This is a genomic window from Bradyrhizobium sp. dw_411, from assembly GCF_018449695.1.
In the GTDB taxonomy this organism is placed as follows: Bacteria; Pseudomonadota; Alphaproteobacteria; order Rhizobiales; family Xanthobacteraceae; genus Bradyrhizobium.
This window is the reverse complement of sequence record NZ_JAAVUY010000015.1, coordinates 48,405-62,830: the sequence shown is the minus strand read 5'-3', so window position 1 is coordinate 62,830 and position 14,426 is coordinate 48,405. Positions and strand designations below refer to the sequence as shown.

The window sequence follows — 14,426 nt, the reverse complement described above, 5'->3', positions numbered from 1 at the left end:
AGGCAGTTTGGCTTGAGATGACTTGCCCTGCGATTCCGATCGTCCGGCGCTCGGAAAGAAGACGACGCTCGTTTACCTGTCGTCGGGCCGGCAGAGATTCCATGCCGTGACGCTGCTAGCGGTCCGATCTATCAGTCCTGATCATCGGCGCTGGAACTGGTCTTCAATCCCAGTCCGTTGAGTCTGGCGCGCATCGCTTGTACGGCGAGCTTGTCCCGGGCTTTCTCTTCGATCAGGAGATTGATGAATGCCATTCGCTTGGAGTCATCGTCCGCTTCCGCCAGCAATTGGTGATAGCGATCGTAGTCATATCCCGCGTCCGGTTTACTCATAGCTCGCCCTACAGCACGCAACCCATCCGCGTACACTTTCCCGCAATAGGCGCCGGCGTGCAAGGGAATGATCGATGCTTGATGAATCAATTTACGCGGCGCATCTCGTGCGGTGGATAACTGAACCGGATGGCGTTGCCGGGAACCCGCTCATTCCAGCCGCTCGCGAATCTCGTTGCGCATCTTTTCGCGGAATTCCTCGCGGCGCGCCGGCCGTTCCGCTTCCGGAATATTGAAGCGATCGAAGACGTTAAAATTGTCCAGGATCGGATAACGATCGCTGGCCATCGCCAGAATGGCAAGCAGTTTGCCGGCCGGTCCGCTGGGGCCGGAGACTTCCCAGCGGCGGATGGTGTCGGCGCCAGCGCCTGGTGCGAGGCCGCACAGCCTGGCCATGTCGGCCGCTGACAATTGTTTGCCGAGGGCGTCGCTGAGATCCTTGCGAAGTTGCTTTAGTTCCGGACCGGTCAATGGATGTCCCTGGTTGGCAAATCAGCTACTAACGGAATCACGCTTGCCCAAGAATTTGGGCTTTTCCAAGCATTCAGGCTTTTCCGCGCATTCTGCTTCCGTTCCGCTTTTTCGGCCCGACACGCCACGGTAGCATCCCGGCCAGTAGAGTATGGGGACGGCCAGAATGGCGGAGCCGGGCGGGGCTCGAACGCGGGGCTATGCGGGAACCTGGCCGCCACGTGAGGCCGTGCGGGCAGGCGGCTTTGCGCCGTCGGGATTCGAAGCGTGGCCGGCCTTCACGATCAAGCTGCGCGAATGGGTGCGCGCCGAGGCCGGCGCCGGCCGGTTGCTGCCCTGGGTGCCGATCGCGTTCGGCACCGGCATTGCGTTCTATTTCGCCGCCGATCATGAGCCAGTGCTGCCGGTAGCGGTTCTGACCGCCATTGGGCTTTGCGTGGCGGCGTTCCTGTTGCGGCGGCACAAGCTGTTTCCGGTCGCGGTTATGATCGCTTCGGTCGCCGCGGGGTTCGCCACCGCCACCTGGAAAACCGCGCGGATCGCGCATGGCGTGCTGGCGCGGCCGATGTACTCGGTGTCGGTCTCCGGCTTTGTCGAGGCCCGCGACGTGCGCGAGCGCACCGACCGGTTCGTGCTGCGGGTCACGCAGATGGATGCGCCGCATTCCCAGGTCAAACTGGAGCGTGTGCGGCTGTCGGTGCGCAAAGGCACTGCGCCGGCCGTCGGCAGCTTTGTCGAGTTGAAAGCCCGGCTGCAACCGCCGCTCGCGCCGCTACGGCCCGGCAGCTACGATTTCGGCCGCGACATGTTTTTCCAGGGCATCGGCGCCTCCGGCTTTGTCACCGGCGCGATCAAGACCGTCGAGCCGCCGGTCGCCGGCGGCCTGTCGCTGCGCTACGCAGCCTTCATGCAGGGGCTGCGCGATGCGATCGATGCGCGAATCCGCACCACGCTGGAGGGCGACAAGCGCGCGATCGCAACCGCATTGCTGACCGGCCGCCGCGATGCGATCACGACGCCGGTCAACGATGCCATGTTCATTTCCGGCCTCGGGCATGTTTTGTCGATCTCGGGCTAGCAGATAGAACCTCGCATCAGGACGGTTCAGGAAGCATCACCGTCCACAATTATCGCTGCGGAATCAAAGCTCTCCACGTGACAAATCAGATCACGAAGGAGCAGAATCATTCACGGCGCTGCTTACCGGGTGCTTCCCAACCACTTTCTGAGGTGCTTCCCATGCCAGCTGCAATGCCCGTTGAAATCGTCCGGATTCCGCAACGTTTTACGGACGCCTATATCCGCCGCCTGAAGCTTGGCGCCGATGAGAGCGACCGCATCGAGTGGGATCCGGAGATGCCGGGTTTCGGCGTCCGCTTGCGATCAACGAAGGCGGTCTACGTTGTCCAATATCGGTTCCAAAAGGCCACCCAGCGCGAAAGCCTGGGCGACGTTCGCCGGCTCAATCTTGATGAAGCCCGCAAGGTCGCGCGGCAGTTTTTCGCAAAGCTTGAACTCGGGATCGACCCGCGGGCCGAAAAGCGAAAGTCGGACGAAGCCGCTGAGGCTGCCAAGCTGACATTCAAAACGGTGGTCGATCTCTATCTGAAGGCCAAAGAGACCAAGATGCGGCCGAACACCTACAGGGCGGCCGAGGTCTATTTCAACGTAAAATGGTCCCCCTTGCACCGGAAGCCTATCGGCACGATCGACCGAAAGGCCGTGGCGGAGCAGATGCGTCGGATCGTGTCCGAACACGGCGCGACCTCGGCCGCCCGAGCACGGTCGAATCTTTCCGCGCTGTTCGCGTGGGCGATGAAGGAGGGCATGGTCGACGCGAATCCGGTGGTTGGGACGAACAACCCGATCGAAGGCCAGCAGGCCCGGGACAGGGTGCTGACCGATGAGGAATTGCGGATTATCTGGCGAAACTGCCTTGATGACGACTTTGGCCGCATTGTCCGGCTCCTGCTTTTGACCGCCTGCCGGCGGGATGAAATCGGCTGGCTGCGGTGGCCGGAGGTCGACCTGTCCGGCAGCCGGCTGTTGCTGCCGGCCGAACGTACGAAGCCCGGGAGGGCGCTGCAGATGCCTTTGGTGCCGACGGCGCGGGCGATCCTCGAGGGCGCCCCCAGGCGCCTCGGTCGCCAATACGTCTTCGGTGGCAGCGGCGGCGGGTTTGGCGCTTGGTCGTGGTGCAAGCTGGCTATCGACGGCCGAATAGCAGCCGCGGAGGGGCGGGCGCTGCCCCACTGGACGCTGCACGACCTCCGGCGGACGGTGAGGACAGGGATGTCCAAGATCGGGGTGCAGCCTCACGTCGCCGAACTGGTCCTAAACCACGTTGCTCATCGGTCTGGGGTAGTCGGCGTCTATGACCACCATGACTATCAGCCGGAGATCGCCAACGCGCTCGCTAAGTGGGAGGCGCATTTGCTCGAGATCGTCGCCAAGGCGCCTTCGCCATGAAACGTTGTCCGCTGTGCAAAAAAGAGATCACGAATTTGGCCTTGGAGGGGATCGAGCACATCGGAGGCGCCGACAGGATGGCCTATGAACTTTTTCGCCAGATCGAGAAGCATCACGGCAGACAGGCTGCGCGGCGGATCTTCGCAAAGTGGGGCGAGGAGCCGTCGCAGCGCCGGCGCAACGAGATCAAAAGCCTGTCGCTGCTTGATCGCCTCGACATGATGAACCCTCCCAACATGGCGCTATTGGCGCGCGAGGTCGCCGCCGAGAACGAGGCGCTGCCAACGAAAGATCGGCGGGGGCCAGGGAAAAGTTCGATTGCCTCTACGGTGGAACATTACATCCGGACCTTGGTCAGGAAGCGCAGGGACGGGATCAAGGCCGGCACATGGACCGGCCCGTTTCCACCGGAAAAGTAAGCCTGAGAAATTCTCAAAAAAATTCTACGGTAGTTTTTCCAGCAAAAGATACAGAATTGGAGCGGTCAGCCGGTCGTCCTACGTCAGATTCCAGCATGAATGTGCATGGAGGTTCAGATGGAAGACGATCGCGTTATGTCATTCGACGACTGGTGCAAGCTGAATTGCTTCTCACGCAGCACCGGGCAGCGCCTCGTCGCCGACGGCAAGGGGCCGCGGTTCATTCAGCTTTCTGAACGTCGCAAGGGCGTCACCGTCGGCGAAAACCGGCGCTGGCAAGAATCCCGTCTCATCGACAGCGCAGCATAGCAAAAAGCCGCCCCGGCCAGGGAGCGGCTTTTGTCGTTTTTCCAGATCACCACCACAGAGATCTTGCTATGGACATACTTTCCAACGACGGAGCTAGCAACGCACTCGGCCGCGAGCGACTTCCGAACAAGCGAGTTTGCGAAACGATCGCATTCGAGCGCGACGGCCATCAATTTCAGATGACAGTCGGATTTTATCAAGACGGGCGCGTCGGCGAGATATTCCTCAATCACGACCGCAGCGACAGCCTGTTCGATGCCCTGACCAGCGACGCGGCAATTCTCGCCAGCCTCGCCCTGCAGCACGGTTGCACCCTCGAGACAATCGCGCACGCATTGAAGCGTGATGCGCGTGGGACCGCTGCGAGCCCGATCGGCGCTGCGGTGGATCAAATCACATGAGCACAGATCCCAAGCCGCTCACCGAAGCGATCGAAATAGCCAAGTGGTGGAAGTCACGCCGGCGCGACGTCGCTGTCGTCGTTTCGCTCAGCTCCTATGAGGGCCACAACCTCATCAATGTCCGCGAATACCTCGTTGGTGGCGATGGCTGCATGCGGCCGTCGACCAAGGGCATCGCGATGGTGGTACGGCGCCTTCCTGAATTCTCCCGGGCGATACGAAAGGCACTGGAAAAAGCTCGCGAGCTTGACCTGCTGCCGGAAGGCGAGGGCGAATGAACCTCGCGAGCCCCGTTGAACGTGAGCTCGATCCGGTCGAGGTTGACCCGCGGCCTTGTGGCAGATGCGGTCTGACGATCGACAAGCATATTCGCATCGATACGCCGGAAGGCCCCGAGTTCGATTGCGATCCGCGCGAGCTCGAAATGTTTGCTTCCGCGAAGATCACGCGCCTGCGGATGGAAATGAATGACCCGCGCGACCGGGACAGGGCGCGCCAAGAACTCGCGCTAATGGGCATCACGGAGCCGGGCCCCGTCGAACACCAAACGTCCGAGGAAGCGCCTCTCGTCGATTCTTTCGAGGCCTACGGGGCAGTGCAGGCGCCGGAGATCGACGGTAGTGACCAGCCAGCCGTCCAACGCCTGCAACTGGTCTGCCCGCCGGCATGGCGCGACGTTCCACTCGAGCCGATGCGCTGGCTAGCAACCAACCGGATCCCCGCGGGCGACGTCACGATTCTTTCAGGCGACGGCGGTGGCGGCAAAACTACCGTGGCGCTGCAGCTTGCGGTGTCGGTGGAGCGCGGCCTGGGCGATTGGCTGGGCACCGTGACGGAATCGGGCCCGGTGATCTTTTTCAGTGGCGAGGAACCGGAGCCCGAGATGCGGCGACGCCTGCACCGGGTGGCGCGCAAGCGTGGCGTTGATCCGGTTGACATGGAGGGGCTTCATTTCCACTTCGCCGATCCAGACGCCTGTTTGCTCGGCATTTCTCAGCGTGACGGCACCATGGCGCCAGCGGCGCTGTTCACATCGCTCGCGGTCGCGGCCCGGGACAAACGGCCGGCTCTGATCGTGGTCGACAGCATCGCTGCGGTCTTTGGTGGCAATCAAAACGACCGCGTCCACGCCCGCACCTTCGTCGGCCTGTTCCGAACACTCGCTCGACAGATCGGCTGTGCCATCCTGCTGCTCGACCACCCGAGCCTCGCCGGGATCACCAGCGGCACGGGGCGAGGCGGCAGCATGGATTGGCAGAACGCGACCCGGGCGCGTCTGCACCTCGAAACCGTGGAAGGCGGCGACGGCAGCACCGGCCGCGTGCTCGAGGTCAAGAAAACGAACTATGGCCCGTGCGGCGAGAAGGTCCCCCTGCAATGGGATGACGGCTGCTTCGTTCTGCAGGGCACCGCCAGTGCGCCCCATCAGGCCGCAGGCAACGCCGCTGCCGATCAGCGCTACCTCGAATGCCTCGACGCGATCACGGCGCAGGGCCGTCACGTTTGTCACGCTCCGGGACGTGGTTATGCCCCCAAGACCTTCGCCGCCATGCCACAGGCGAGCGGCCTCGCCTGGCGTGCGTTCCAAGCAGCCCAAGAGCGCCTGTTCGCCGCCGGCACCATCGAGAACGTTCCCTACGGTCCGAAGTCCAAAGGGACCAAATGCATCGCGCGAAAGGCCTGACAATGCCTTCTATCCGCCTGCGATCCGATAGAAACAGCCTGCGATCCACCTGCGATCCCTATACCGATCCGCTTTCTATCAGGCTTCTATCCGCTGCGATCACCCTGCACGTTTGCCCCCTAACCCCCAGCGGATCGCAGGCTCCGCTTTCGGCTGGGCACCGAGCGAGCCACGACCCGGAAGAAGGGAAGGGACGGAAAGGACCTCATTGCTGGCATGCAACAAGTAACGCCCGAAAGTTGGCGCACGAAGTAACTGACTGTTTTGGCTCACCATATGCTTCCCGTAGGATGGTAACGGTTACTTACCATCTGGAATGGTTGAGTTTTCCGTCTATCGCCCGATGTTGCCCCCTCATCGGATGGCCCCAATCCCAGGAGATCGCCCCCAAAAGAACCCGGCGGGGTGGGTGCCGGGGTCGAAAAACGCAGACCGTCTCCAGAATTTACATCCTCGCGCCATTTCGCGGCGGCCTCCAAAATTCCGCCGGCGGCTCTAACGAAAACTTTGTCTACAAATGACAGCGAAGGTCATCAACTCAATGGCCGGACTGCTCGATGCCATTCGCGCGCGCCGTGATGAGCTCGACCTGAGCCATGAGACGATCGACGCGCTGGCGGGCTTCCCGGGCGGTTACACGAGCAAGCTGTTGGCGCCGGAGCCGATGCGCGGAATTTCTCACATGAGCCTCACGGCGATCCTAGCGGTTCTGGGAATCGGGCTGGTGGTCGTCGAGGATAATGACGCCCGGCGAAAGGTTGAGAGCCGGTGGCAGCCGCGGAAGCGCCCGCCCACCAACCGAAAACCGACGGGTGCGTTGCTGGATGATGCGAGCAGGCACATCGTTTCGTCAACAAGCGGAGATGCCAATGTCCAAACCACTTTTGAGTTTCCGGGCCAAGCCCGAGCTTGCCGACCAGATCAAGGCGGCGGCCGAGCAGGATCGCCGGACGGTCAGCCAGTTCGTTTCGAACCTTGTTGAGGACGCGCTCGCCGCTCGCCGAGCTGGTGAACCGCAGCACGACCATGTGGCCACTTAGGAGATTTTCGATGCCAAAGCTCACGGCCCTGTTGCCAGGCGGCAAGACCAGCGTGCCCATCGCGCCGACGGTGGCAGAGGAGATCGCCAACGCTGAAAGGGACCTTGCCGCGCTTGAGGCCGGCCGCGGCGCCGCGGCGCTGTCGGCTATGACCGACGGCGGCGACGTCAACGCGCTTGCCAAGCTCGATGCTGAAGCGGCGAGCATCAGGACCAAGATTTTCAACCTGCAGGCAGCCTATCGGGCTGCAAACGAGCGCGACGCCCGCCAGGCCGCCGCAGCTTGGTATCGGCAGCGATTGTCTGAGTTGGGGACCTTTGAGGATGCATTGGACAGGCGCACGGCCGCGGTCGGTAAGTTTTGCGATGCGATCAAGGTCGCCGCAGAGGCATATCGGGACATCCTCGATTTAAGCGATGCCGTTGACGTGATGTTGCCGCAGGGCACTCAATTGCCGAGCGGCTTCTCTGCGCATCATGGCGAAGTACGGGTTGACGGACAAAGCCACGCCGCGCCTCTCGATCATCTGGCAAAATTTGAGATGTTTCGTCACTCGGGGATCACCATCCCCGGCGAGCAAAGCCGCGCGCTCCCAGGAGCAGAGCCGTTTTCTGTTTCGACGATGTTCAATTCGGCGGCAGTGGAGCCGTGGCACGAATCATCGAAGCGCTTGAACAAATATCTCGTAGAAGCGGTGAAAAACCAGATCGAGCTTGGCCACCAGTTGGAGGTCGAGGCGATCGACGAAGCGATGGAGGCCAACGTTGCCTGAGAATAGCATGGGCGCCGGCGGCGCATCCCTTGAAGCACCCGCGGTGCCGGCCGATGTGGCGGCTGCGTCCGTTCGCAAGGCCGAGCTGATGGCAAACCCGGAATGGCGCGGAAAGTATCTCGAGAATGATGCGACCGCGCGGGCGGAGATGACCGCGCTTCATCAAGTGATCCTTGGCACCAACCCTGACGCCGGCCCAATCGATCCGCACGCTCAAGAGCATTCCAGCGACGTCCTGGAGCACGCGCGCGAGATGGGCGTGAGCGAGGAAGTGGTTCAGCAGATCAAGGAAGGCAAGCCGGTTTCGCAGTTCGAGCACGATTCCGTGCAGCGCTGGAAAAACTCGCACATGAAGGATCCGGCGTTTTTGAGCAAATTCTTCGACGGCGATTTTGAAGCGCGCAAGCAGGTCTTTCTCGCGAACGTCACTCTCTCACTTCCGATCAAACAGGCCTAGCCGGAGCAAAACACATGGCGAAAAATTGGGGCATTCCCGAAGCTGTCTTTGGCGGAGCAAAAATTCATCCAGTGACGCATCGGTACATCGAAAATGGTAGCGGCGCGCTGCCGGAGAGTGCACAGGTCCGGCAGCATCTTGCCGATATCGAGCGAGAGCAGGGCAAAACCGTTGCCGACCGCATGCGCGAAGAAATCAAATTTCTCGAAGAAGCTACAGCAAAGCAGGAGCAGCACTCATGACAAACCTTTTTCAAGGCAAAAACGGCGGTGTTCCGTTCCCGCGGACCGAGAAGGAGTGGATCGAAAAGAAAATGTCGCAGGGCGTTCCATACGAAGATGCGCAGAAGGAAGCGCAACACAGGCTGTGCCAGGACGTGTTCGGTCACGACTACAAGGTCGACGCGAAAGGCAGCCCTATCGAGACCGGCAGAGGGTCCGCCCAGCAATCAACCGTGCAGCACCAACAGGCATTGGCGCGCTCTGCCGGTGCCCGCGCCGCCATGCGCAGCAAGGTCGGATACACGCCGGCGCTTGCTGGCTCGTTCGACCCGCGCGAAGGGAAATAAAAATGACCGCAATTTCGCGCGACGATACCTATCCACGGGTCACTATCTCGCTCCTCAAGCGCCACTTGCTGGAAGAAATGTCACCGGAAACTCGGAAGCAGTTTGTCGGATCTCTGGAAAGATGGGCGGCGGACCTCGGCGCCGATGTTGTCGAGGCGATCAAGCCGATGTGTGACAAGGGCTATGCGATCCTCAGCGAGGTTGGCGCGTCAGGAGCGGTGGACTCTTTCAACGAGCGTTTTCACGAATTCGCCGCGCTCAATCCTTCGTTAAAATTCAACAATACTGCTCGGCGGACTCTGCAATGACCCGTTATGATTGGCGACTCAACATCCAACGGTAGGAGCGCCATCATGTCAGATAATAAAGTTGTGAAATTTCCCAAGTCCAAACAGCCGCGACCATCAACCTTGAGCGAGCGGGAGCAAGAGATGATCGCACAAGCACAGGCAGAAGGCCTCGTCGAACTCGCGAAAACGGGGTTCGCAGAGACCGAGGCTATGAAGATCGCACGCTCGATCGCCGAGATTGGGGAGGAAGACGATTCCAAACATTAAGCCCTTCGAGGCACCGAATAATCTCGGCCTGCAGCCCACCGAAACCGGAATCGAGGCGGCTTCGCAGGCCGCTCGGAGTATTCGCGCCTCTTATGGCGAGGCCGCGGACACGTTGAAGGAAACCGGTCGGCTGGCGGCTTCCACAATTCAAGACGTCGGCGACGTCGCGGTTAAATATGAAGAGCATCAGGAGATCAGCCACGGCGCTGCGCAATTTGCGACGGCGATGTCCGGCCTCGACGGCGCGTGGAATAAAACTATCAATACGGCAGATGCGAACGATTCCTCAGTCGCGGCAAAATTTCGTGACGAGACGCTTGAGCCCCAACTCGATAAGCTTCGCGACGCATTCATCACGGAGGGCGGTCAGAAATACGCCGAGGCGCAGATTGGCCGCATCCGCGATCATTTTGTCGTCAAAACATCGGCGGACATGTCGACGAAGGCTGGATATGCAGTTCAGCAAAACATCACGACACTAGTAAATCAGCTAAGTAACGCCGCGCTCAATGACCCGACTTCGCTAAAGACATCGCTCGATCTGATCGAGCATTCCATCGGCGCGATGGTGGACAGCAGCCCAAATTTGCGGAGTGCCGATCGGGAGCGCATCAAAACCGAGGTATTACAGAATTCCCAAGCCACGATCGTAAAGTCGGCAGCGGTCGGCGCAGTTGCAATTAATCCAGAAGCCGGTTTGAAGCAGTTTAGCAGTCCAGAATACGGAAAATGGGTAAACGGCGCCGAACTCAAAGCACTAGAGCAGCAGTCACGAACCGTCCAGAGCGCGATGCGCACTGATCAGACGCGGCAACTCGCATTGCAGAAGCAAGAGGCCCAGGACAAATCGGACCAGGCTGAAGGGCAGTATCTTGCGAAGCTGCATGACGACGATCCGAGCGTTTCCGGTCAGGTCACCGCCAAAGCGATAGCGAACGACTTCACGCTGACCCGCGAGGCCCGCGAGCGGATGATTGGTATTGTAAATCGAGAGATGAAGCCGGAGGCGGCATCCAAGATTTCCAACGGCACCGCGGCCGACCTGATCGCCCGCATTCGCGCGCCGGTCGGTGATCCCAATCGCATCGACGATCTCAACCCGGTCTATGATGCTTTCGAAAAGGGCAAGCTCAATAAGTCCGACTTGAAATTCGTCCGCGACGAGTTCGCCAACATCCGCACGCCGGAGGGCGAAGCGTTGAGCCGGCGACAGGCTGAATTCATTGATAGCGTGAAGCCGCTGATCGACAAGTCCAACCCGCTGATGGGCAAGATCGATCAGTCAGGCCACCAACAGATTTATAATTTCACCCTCGATCTGCAGCGCAAGGTCGCGGAATTTCGCAAGGCCGGCAAGGATCCGCGATCGCTGATGGACCCGCAGTCGCCTGACTACATGGGCAGCCCAGCCGCGCTGATGCCGTATCAGCGGACGCTGCAGCAATCACAGCAAGACATCGCGAAGTCATTGCGGGGCGGCGGGTTGCCGGCGGCAGACACGATCACCGGCTTGCAGGCGGTGCCCGCGCCGGCAGCAACATCCGTTCCGCGACCGCCGGCCGCGAAGCCTCCAGAGAAGGGGACAGTCAAGGACGGCTACGAATTCCTCGGCGGTAACCCAGGCGTCGCCAGTAGTTGGCGTAAGGTTGAGGAGCGATCGTGAGCGGTCCCTGGGAAGCCTACGCCGAGCCCGCCGCTGAGCAACCGCCGACGGCGGGACCATGGAGCGCATACCAGGCCGCAGTCGAGCCGCCGGACGCAATCCCGCAAGCGATGGAAGATCGCCTCATTGCGGGCTCCGAGGCCCGAAAGCGTGAGGGCGGTCTCCTGCAGACGATCCCCCAAGGGCTCGACATGATCTCAACGCCGGACGGCCGCACCAAACTCTGGGACGCCGTAAAGACGTACCCGTCGAAATTCATCAGCGACATGTTCGATATGGCGAAGCTGCCCGGCGACGTCGCCGGGGGCAAGGTTGACCTGTCGACGCAGGAGGGTGTCGACAAGGCGATCGGTCTCGGCATGCTCGTGGGGTTGGGCAAGCTGCAACGGCCCGGCCAGCCCGGCTTCACCACCGGCCTATCGGTGCGCCTGGGGGAGAACGTTGCGCGGATCGAGCGGGGGCCGACCGGCGATATTTATGACCTGCCAATCGGCGGGGCTGCTCGGTCCGAGGACTTCGCCACTGCGGCGCAGATCGTCGGCGGTGAGGATGCAGCGGCCGGCGTCCAGCAGAAGTTACTCAGGGCATATACCGAGCAAGGCCTGCATCCGGCCGAGTTGGCCCACGACGCTCAGACCGATCCTGTAATCGCGCAGCGACTCCTTTCGAGCGACCCGGCGGATTTGCCCGGTGGTGAGCCTCCCAAACCGCCAAAGCCTCCCAGCGAGTCCGGCAAGCCACCTGAACCGCCTCCTGAAGGGTCATTCGAGGAAGCCGAGCAGAAGATCCTCGACAAGATCAGCATTGGAGAGACCGCGCCGACTGAGCGTTATAGCTGGGCCAAGTTTTATCGGCAGGCGGTGGACGACCTGCACCCGCTCAAGGGCGTGGACGAGGACGCCTACCAGCTTGCCCGGTTGACCCGGGGGCAGTTCGGGAAGGCCGAGCACTTCCTCGAGCACGGCACGTTCGATTTCGATACCTACCAGACCAACGGCAAGCCGCTGGCGGAAGTGCTGGCGCCGGTGCGGGACGATCTCGACGGCCTGCGCGCCTATCTGGCGTCAAAGCGCGCCCTTGAGATCGAGGGCAGCGGCCGGACGTCCGGCATGGACGTCGAGGCTGCACAGCGCGTCGCCACCGAAGGCGAGGGGAAGTACGGAGCCATTGCCCGCGATCTCAGCGCCTACCAGGACAACCTGCTTAATTACCTGAAGCAGTCCGGCGTGCTTTCCGACAAAGCCGTCGACGCCATGCGGGAGGCGGGACAGAACTACATTCCGTTCTATCGTGTGATGCAGGCCGCGGAGACCGGGAAAGGCACGGGATCAAGCTTCGGGCCGGGCAACCCGGTGAAGCGCCTGAAGGGCTCGGAACGCGACATCATCGATCCGCTCGAAAGCATCATCAAGAACACCTACGCCTATGTGTCGGTTGCCGAGCGCAACGCGGTAGGCATTAAGCTGATCGACGCGCTGAAAGCTGACGGCGCCGCCGACACGGTGACCGGTGCGCGCGACCCCGAGCTTGCGGCCTATCTGCAAGAGCACGGCGTCAGCGATCCGCAGGCCCTGGTCGATTTCGTCAAATCCGCCATCCCCGAAGACGGCGACACGCTGTTCGCTTTCCGTAACGGCGTGAAGGAAACCGTCAAGGTCAACGATCCCGAACTGGTGAAGGCGTTCCGCGGCCTCGATCGTGAGAGCGCCGGTATGCTGACCAAGATCCTTGCGGTTCCGGCAAAATCGCTACGCGCCGGTGCCGTGTTGTCGCCGGATTTCATCGTCCGCAACGTGGTGCGGGATTTCCTGACCGCGTTCGTCAACACCGGGAAGGGGATGTTTTCCCCGATCGATACCGCCAAGGGTCTGGTCAGCGTCATCCGCAAGGACAGCGATTTCCTCGATTGGCTGAAGGGCGGCGGCGCCAATGCCACGATGGTGGGTTTGGATCGGCGCTACATGCAGGAAAGCCTGCAGAAGCTGAGCGGCGAAACCGGCCTGATGGAGCGCAGCTGGAACGTCGTCAAATCACCGCTGGCGGGTCTGCGGCTTGCTTCAGAACTTGCCGAGAACGCGACGCGCCTCGGGGAATTCAAGAAGCTCACCGGCGCCAGCAAGGAGGCCATCCAGGACGCGGCCTATGCCTCCCGGGAAGTAACCCTCGACTTCTCACGCATCGGCGCATCGATGCGCGCCTACAACATGATCACCGCATTCGGTAACGCTCAGCTTCAAGGCCTCGATCGCATCGGCCGCCAGTTTACGGACCGCCCGATTAACACGCTCGCCAAGGTCGCCGGCGGCATCACGTTGCCCTCGGTGCTGCTTTGGTGGGCCAACCACGATGACCCGCGCTGGCAGGAACTGCCGCACTATCAGAAAGACCTGTTCTGGATCGTGATGACCAAGGATCACGTATTCCGAATTCCGAAACCGTTCGAACTCGGCGTCGTGTTCGGCTCCGGCGTCGAGCGCATCCTCGATGCAACGATAGGCAAGAACCCGGGCGCCTTCGACGATCTGACCAAGTCCATCACCCAGGTCGTCACGCCGAACTATATCCCGACCTCAGTGCAGCCGCTGTTCGAGCAATACGCCAACCGGACAACGTTCAACGATCGCACCCTGATCCCGGCCGATCAGGAAAAACACCTGCCGGAATACCAGTACACGCCTTACACCACTGAGTTGACCAAGGCGCTGGGCAAGATCGTGAGCGCGTTTCCGGGCATGCGGGATACCGCGATAGGGCCGGGGGCGCCGTTTGGACCGATCGCGCGCGCGGTGACGTCCCCGATCTTGATGGAAAACTACATCCGTGCGTGGACCGGTGGGCTCGGCAATTACGCGGTGCAAGCCGCAGACGCCGGCTTGCGCAAGGCCGGCGTGCTGCCTGACCCGGTGAAGCCGACGGACACGCTGGCGGACGTTCCGGTCGTGAAGGCGTTCGTGGTGCGATACCCCTCGGCATCGGCGCAGTCGATCCAGGACTTTCACGATCAGCAGGAGGTTGCCGACAAATTTTACAAGACGTGGGCTGCGAAGGCGGAAGAGGGCGATGCCGCGGCCATGCAGCGCATCCAGGATGCCGGCGGCCCGGCGATGTTCCTGCGGCTCGACGCCATCAAGAACGTCCTCACCGAGCATTCAAAGCTGGTGCGGGACATCTACAAGAACCCGACGATCTCAGCCGACGAGAAGCGCCAACTGATCGATGGGTTGTACTTCAACATGATCGAGGTCGCGAAGGGCGGAAAAGAGATGATGCGCGCGGTTAAATAG

The 14,426-nt window shown here is 61.3% G+C and carries 17 protein-coding genes and 1 pseudogene; 16 read left to right on the top strand and 2 right to left on the bottom strand.

The genetic code is table 11. From position 1 onward, the window contains the following. Positions 1-131: 131 nt before the first annotated feature. Entirely contained in the window at positions 132-332 is a 201-nt protein-coding gene (locus HB676_RS24085) for a hypothetical protein (protein ID WP_213740955.1), read from the bottom strand. 150 nt (positions 333-482) lie between these two features. Beyond that, complete coding sequence (locus tag HB676_RS24080; RefSeq protein ID WP_213740954.1) at positions 483-803, bottom strand: hypothetical protein; 321 nt, start codon at positions 801-803, stop codon at positions 483-485. Positions 804-969: 166 nt separating this feature from the next. Between HB676_RS24080 and HB676_RS24075 the strand changes: the two are divergent. The 16 genes and pseudogenes from HB676_RS24075 to HB676_RS34280 all read left to right on the top strand — a co-directional run. Continuing rightward, positions 970-1,878 (top strand): annotated as a pseudogene (locus HB676_RS24075) (ComEC/Rec2 family competence protein); the annotation flags it as partial. A 164-nt stretch (positions 1,879-2,042) separates the two neighbouring features. After that, positions 2,043-3,272, top strand: a complete 1,230-nt coding sequence (locus HB676_RS24070; RefSeq protein ID WP_249780442.1) for an integrase arm-type DNA-binding domain-containing protein — start codon at positions 2,043-2,045, stop codon at positions 3,270-3,272. 77 nt (positions 3,273-3,349) lie between these two features. Then, a complete protein-coding gene (locus HB676_RS24065; protein ID WP_213740952.1) occupies positions 3,350-3,691 on the top strand; it encodes a hypothetical protein in 342 nt (113 codons plus the stop codon). A 117-nt stretch (positions 3,692-3,808) separates the two neighbouring features. Then, on the top strand, positions 3,809-4,000 hold the full coding sequence (locus HB676_RS24060) for a transcriptional regulator (RefSeq protein ID WP_213740951.1): 192 nt from the start codon (positions 3,809-3,811) through the stop codon (positions 3,998-4,000). 68 nt (positions 4,001-4,068) lie between these two features. Then, positions 4,069-4,401 carry a hypothetical protein gene (locus HB676_RS24055; protein WP_213740950.1) on the top strand — a complete coding sequence of 111 codons (333 nt, stop codon included), beginning with the start codon at positions 4,069-4,071 and terminating at the stop codon, positions 4,399-4,401. Further along, the gene (locus tag HB676_RS24050) at positions 4,398-4,679 is read left to right on the top strand and encodes a transcriptional coactivator p15/PC4 family protein (RefSeq protein WP_213740949.1); all 282 of its coding nucleotides are present in this window, start codon (positions 4,398-4,400) and stop codon (positions 4,677-4,679) included. The genes HB676_RS24055 and HB676_RS24050 overlap by 4 nt, the downstream gene beginning before the upstream one ends. Then, positions 4,676-6,085 (top strand): AAA family ATPase, encoded by a 1,410-nt coding sequence (locus HB676_RS24045; RefSeq protein WP_213740948.1) that lies wholly within the window; start codon positions 4,676-4,678, stop codon positions 6,083-6,085. Before HB676_RS24050 ends, HB676_RS24045 begins: the two co-directional genes overlap by 4 nt. 869 nt (positions 6,086-6,954) lie before the next feature. Further along, positions 6,955-7,125 carry a hypothetical protein gene (locus tag HB676_RS24040; protein ID WP_213740947.1) on the top strand — a complete coding sequence of 57 codons (171 nt, stop codon included), beginning with the start codon at positions 6,955-6,957 and terminating at the stop codon, positions 7,123-7,125. 10 nt (positions 7,126-7,135) lie between these two features. Further along, entirely contained in the window at positions 7,136-7,897 is a 762-nt protein-coding gene (locus HB676_RS24035) for a hypothetical protein (protein WP_213740946.1), read from the top strand. 7 nt (positions 7,898-7,904) lie between these two features. After that, positions 7,905-8,354: a hypothetical protein gene (locus HB676_RS24030; protein ID WP_213740945.1), complete on the top strand. Its 450-nt coding sequence runs from the start codon at positions 7,905-7,907 to the stop codon at positions 8,352-8,354. 14 nt (positions 8,355-8,368) lie between these two features. Then, the gene (locus tag HB676_RS24025; RefSeq protein WP_213740944.1) at positions 8,369-8,596 is read left to right on the top strand and encodes a hypothetical protein; all 228 of its coding nucleotides are present in this window, start codon (positions 8,369-8,371) and stop codon (positions 8,594-8,596) included. Then, positions 8,593-8,922 (top strand): hypothetical protein, encoded by a 330-nt coding sequence (locus HB676_RS24020; protein ID WP_213740943.1) that lies wholly within the window; start codon positions 8,593-8,595, stop codon positions 8,920-8,922. Before HB676_RS24025 ends, HB676_RS24020 begins: the two co-directional genes overlap by 4 nt. Positions 8,923-8,924: 2 nt before the next feature. Continuing rightward, entirely contained in the window at positions 8,925-9,230 is a 306-nt protein-coding gene (locus HB676_RS24015; protein ID WP_213740942.1) for a hypothetical protein, read from the top strand. A 45-nt stretch (positions 9,231-9,275) separates the two neighbouring features. Continuing rightward, positions 9,276-9,479 (top strand): hypothetical protein, encoded by a 204-nt coding sequence (locus tag HB676_RS24010; RefSeq protein WP_213740941.1) that lies wholly within the window; start codon positions 9,276-9,278, stop codon positions 9,477-9,479. Then, entirely contained in the window at positions 9,451-11,142 is a 1,692-nt protein-coding gene (locus HB676_RS24005) for a hypothetical protein (RefSeq protein ID WP_213740940.1), read from the top strand. The genes HB676_RS24010 and HB676_RS24005 overlap by 29 nt, the downstream gene beginning before the upstream one ends. Continuing rightward, positions 11,139-14,426, top strand: coding sequence for an LPD38 domain-containing protein (locus HB676_RS34280; RefSeq protein WP_213740939.1), 3,288 nt, complete (start codon positions 11,139-11,141; stop codon positions 14,424-14,426). Before HB676_RS24005 ends, HB676_RS34280 begins: the two co-directional genes overlap by 4 nt.

Excerpts from the sequence above, each read along its gene's own strand:
- HB676_RS24085 (WP_213740955.1), bottom strand. The coding sequence starts at position 332 with ATGAGTAAACCGGACGCGGGATATGACTACGATCGCTATCACCAATTG.
- HB676_RS24030 (WP_213740945.1), top strand. The coding sequence starts at position 7,905 with ATGGGCGCCGGCGGCGCATCCCTTGAAGCACCCGCGGTGCCGGCCGAT.
- HB676_RS24025 (WP_213740944.1), top strand. The coding sequence starts at position 8,369 with ATGGCGAAAAATTGGGGCATTCCCGAAGCTGTCTTTGGCGGAGCAAAA.
- HB676_RS24045 (WP_213740948.1), top strand. The coding sequence starts at position 4,676 with ATGAACCTCGCGAGCCCCGTTGAACGTGAGCTCGATCCGGTCGAGGTT.
- HB676_RS24020 (WP_213740943.1), top strand. The coding sequence starts at position 8,593 with ATGACAAACCTTTTTCAAGGCAAAAACGGCGGTGTTCCGTTCCCGCGG.
- HB676_RS24065 (WP_213740952.1), top strand. The coding sequence starts at position 3,350 with ATGGCCTATGAACTTTTTCGCCAGATCGAGAAGCATCACGGCAGACAG.
- HB676_RS24070 (WP_249780442.1), top strand. The coding sequence starts at position 2,043 with ATGCCAGCTGCAATGCCCGTTGAAATCGTCCGGATTCCGCAACGTTTT.
- HB676_RS24010 (WP_213740941.1), top strand. The coding sequence starts at position 9,276 with ATGTCAGATAATAAAGTTGTGAAATTTCCCAAGTCCAAACAGCCGCGA.
- HB676_RS24040 (WP_213740947.1), top strand. The coding sequence starts at position 6,955 with ATGTCCAAACCACTTTTGAGTTTCCGGGCCAAGCCCGAGCTTGCCGAC.
- HB676_RS24015 (WP_213740942.1), top strand. The coding sequence starts at position 8,925 with ATGACCGCAATTTCGCGCGACGATACCTATCCACGGGTCACTATCTCG.
- HB676_RS24055 (WP_213740950.1), top strand. The coding sequence starts at position 4,069 with ATGGACATACTTTCCAACGACGGAGCTAGCAACGCACTCGGCCGCGAG.
- HB676_RS24035 (WP_213740946.1), top strand. The coding sequence starts at position 7,136 with ATGCCAAAGCTCACGGCCCTGTTGCCAGGCGGCAAGACCAGCGTGCCC.
- HB676_RS24060 (WP_213740951.1), top strand. The coding sequence starts at position 3,809 with ATGGAAGACGATCGCGTTATGTCATTCGACGACTGGTGCAAGCTGAAT.
- HB676_RS24050 (WP_213740949.1), top strand. The coding sequence starts at position 4,398 with ATGAGCACAGATCCCAAGCCGCTCACCGAAGCGATCGAAATAGCCAAG.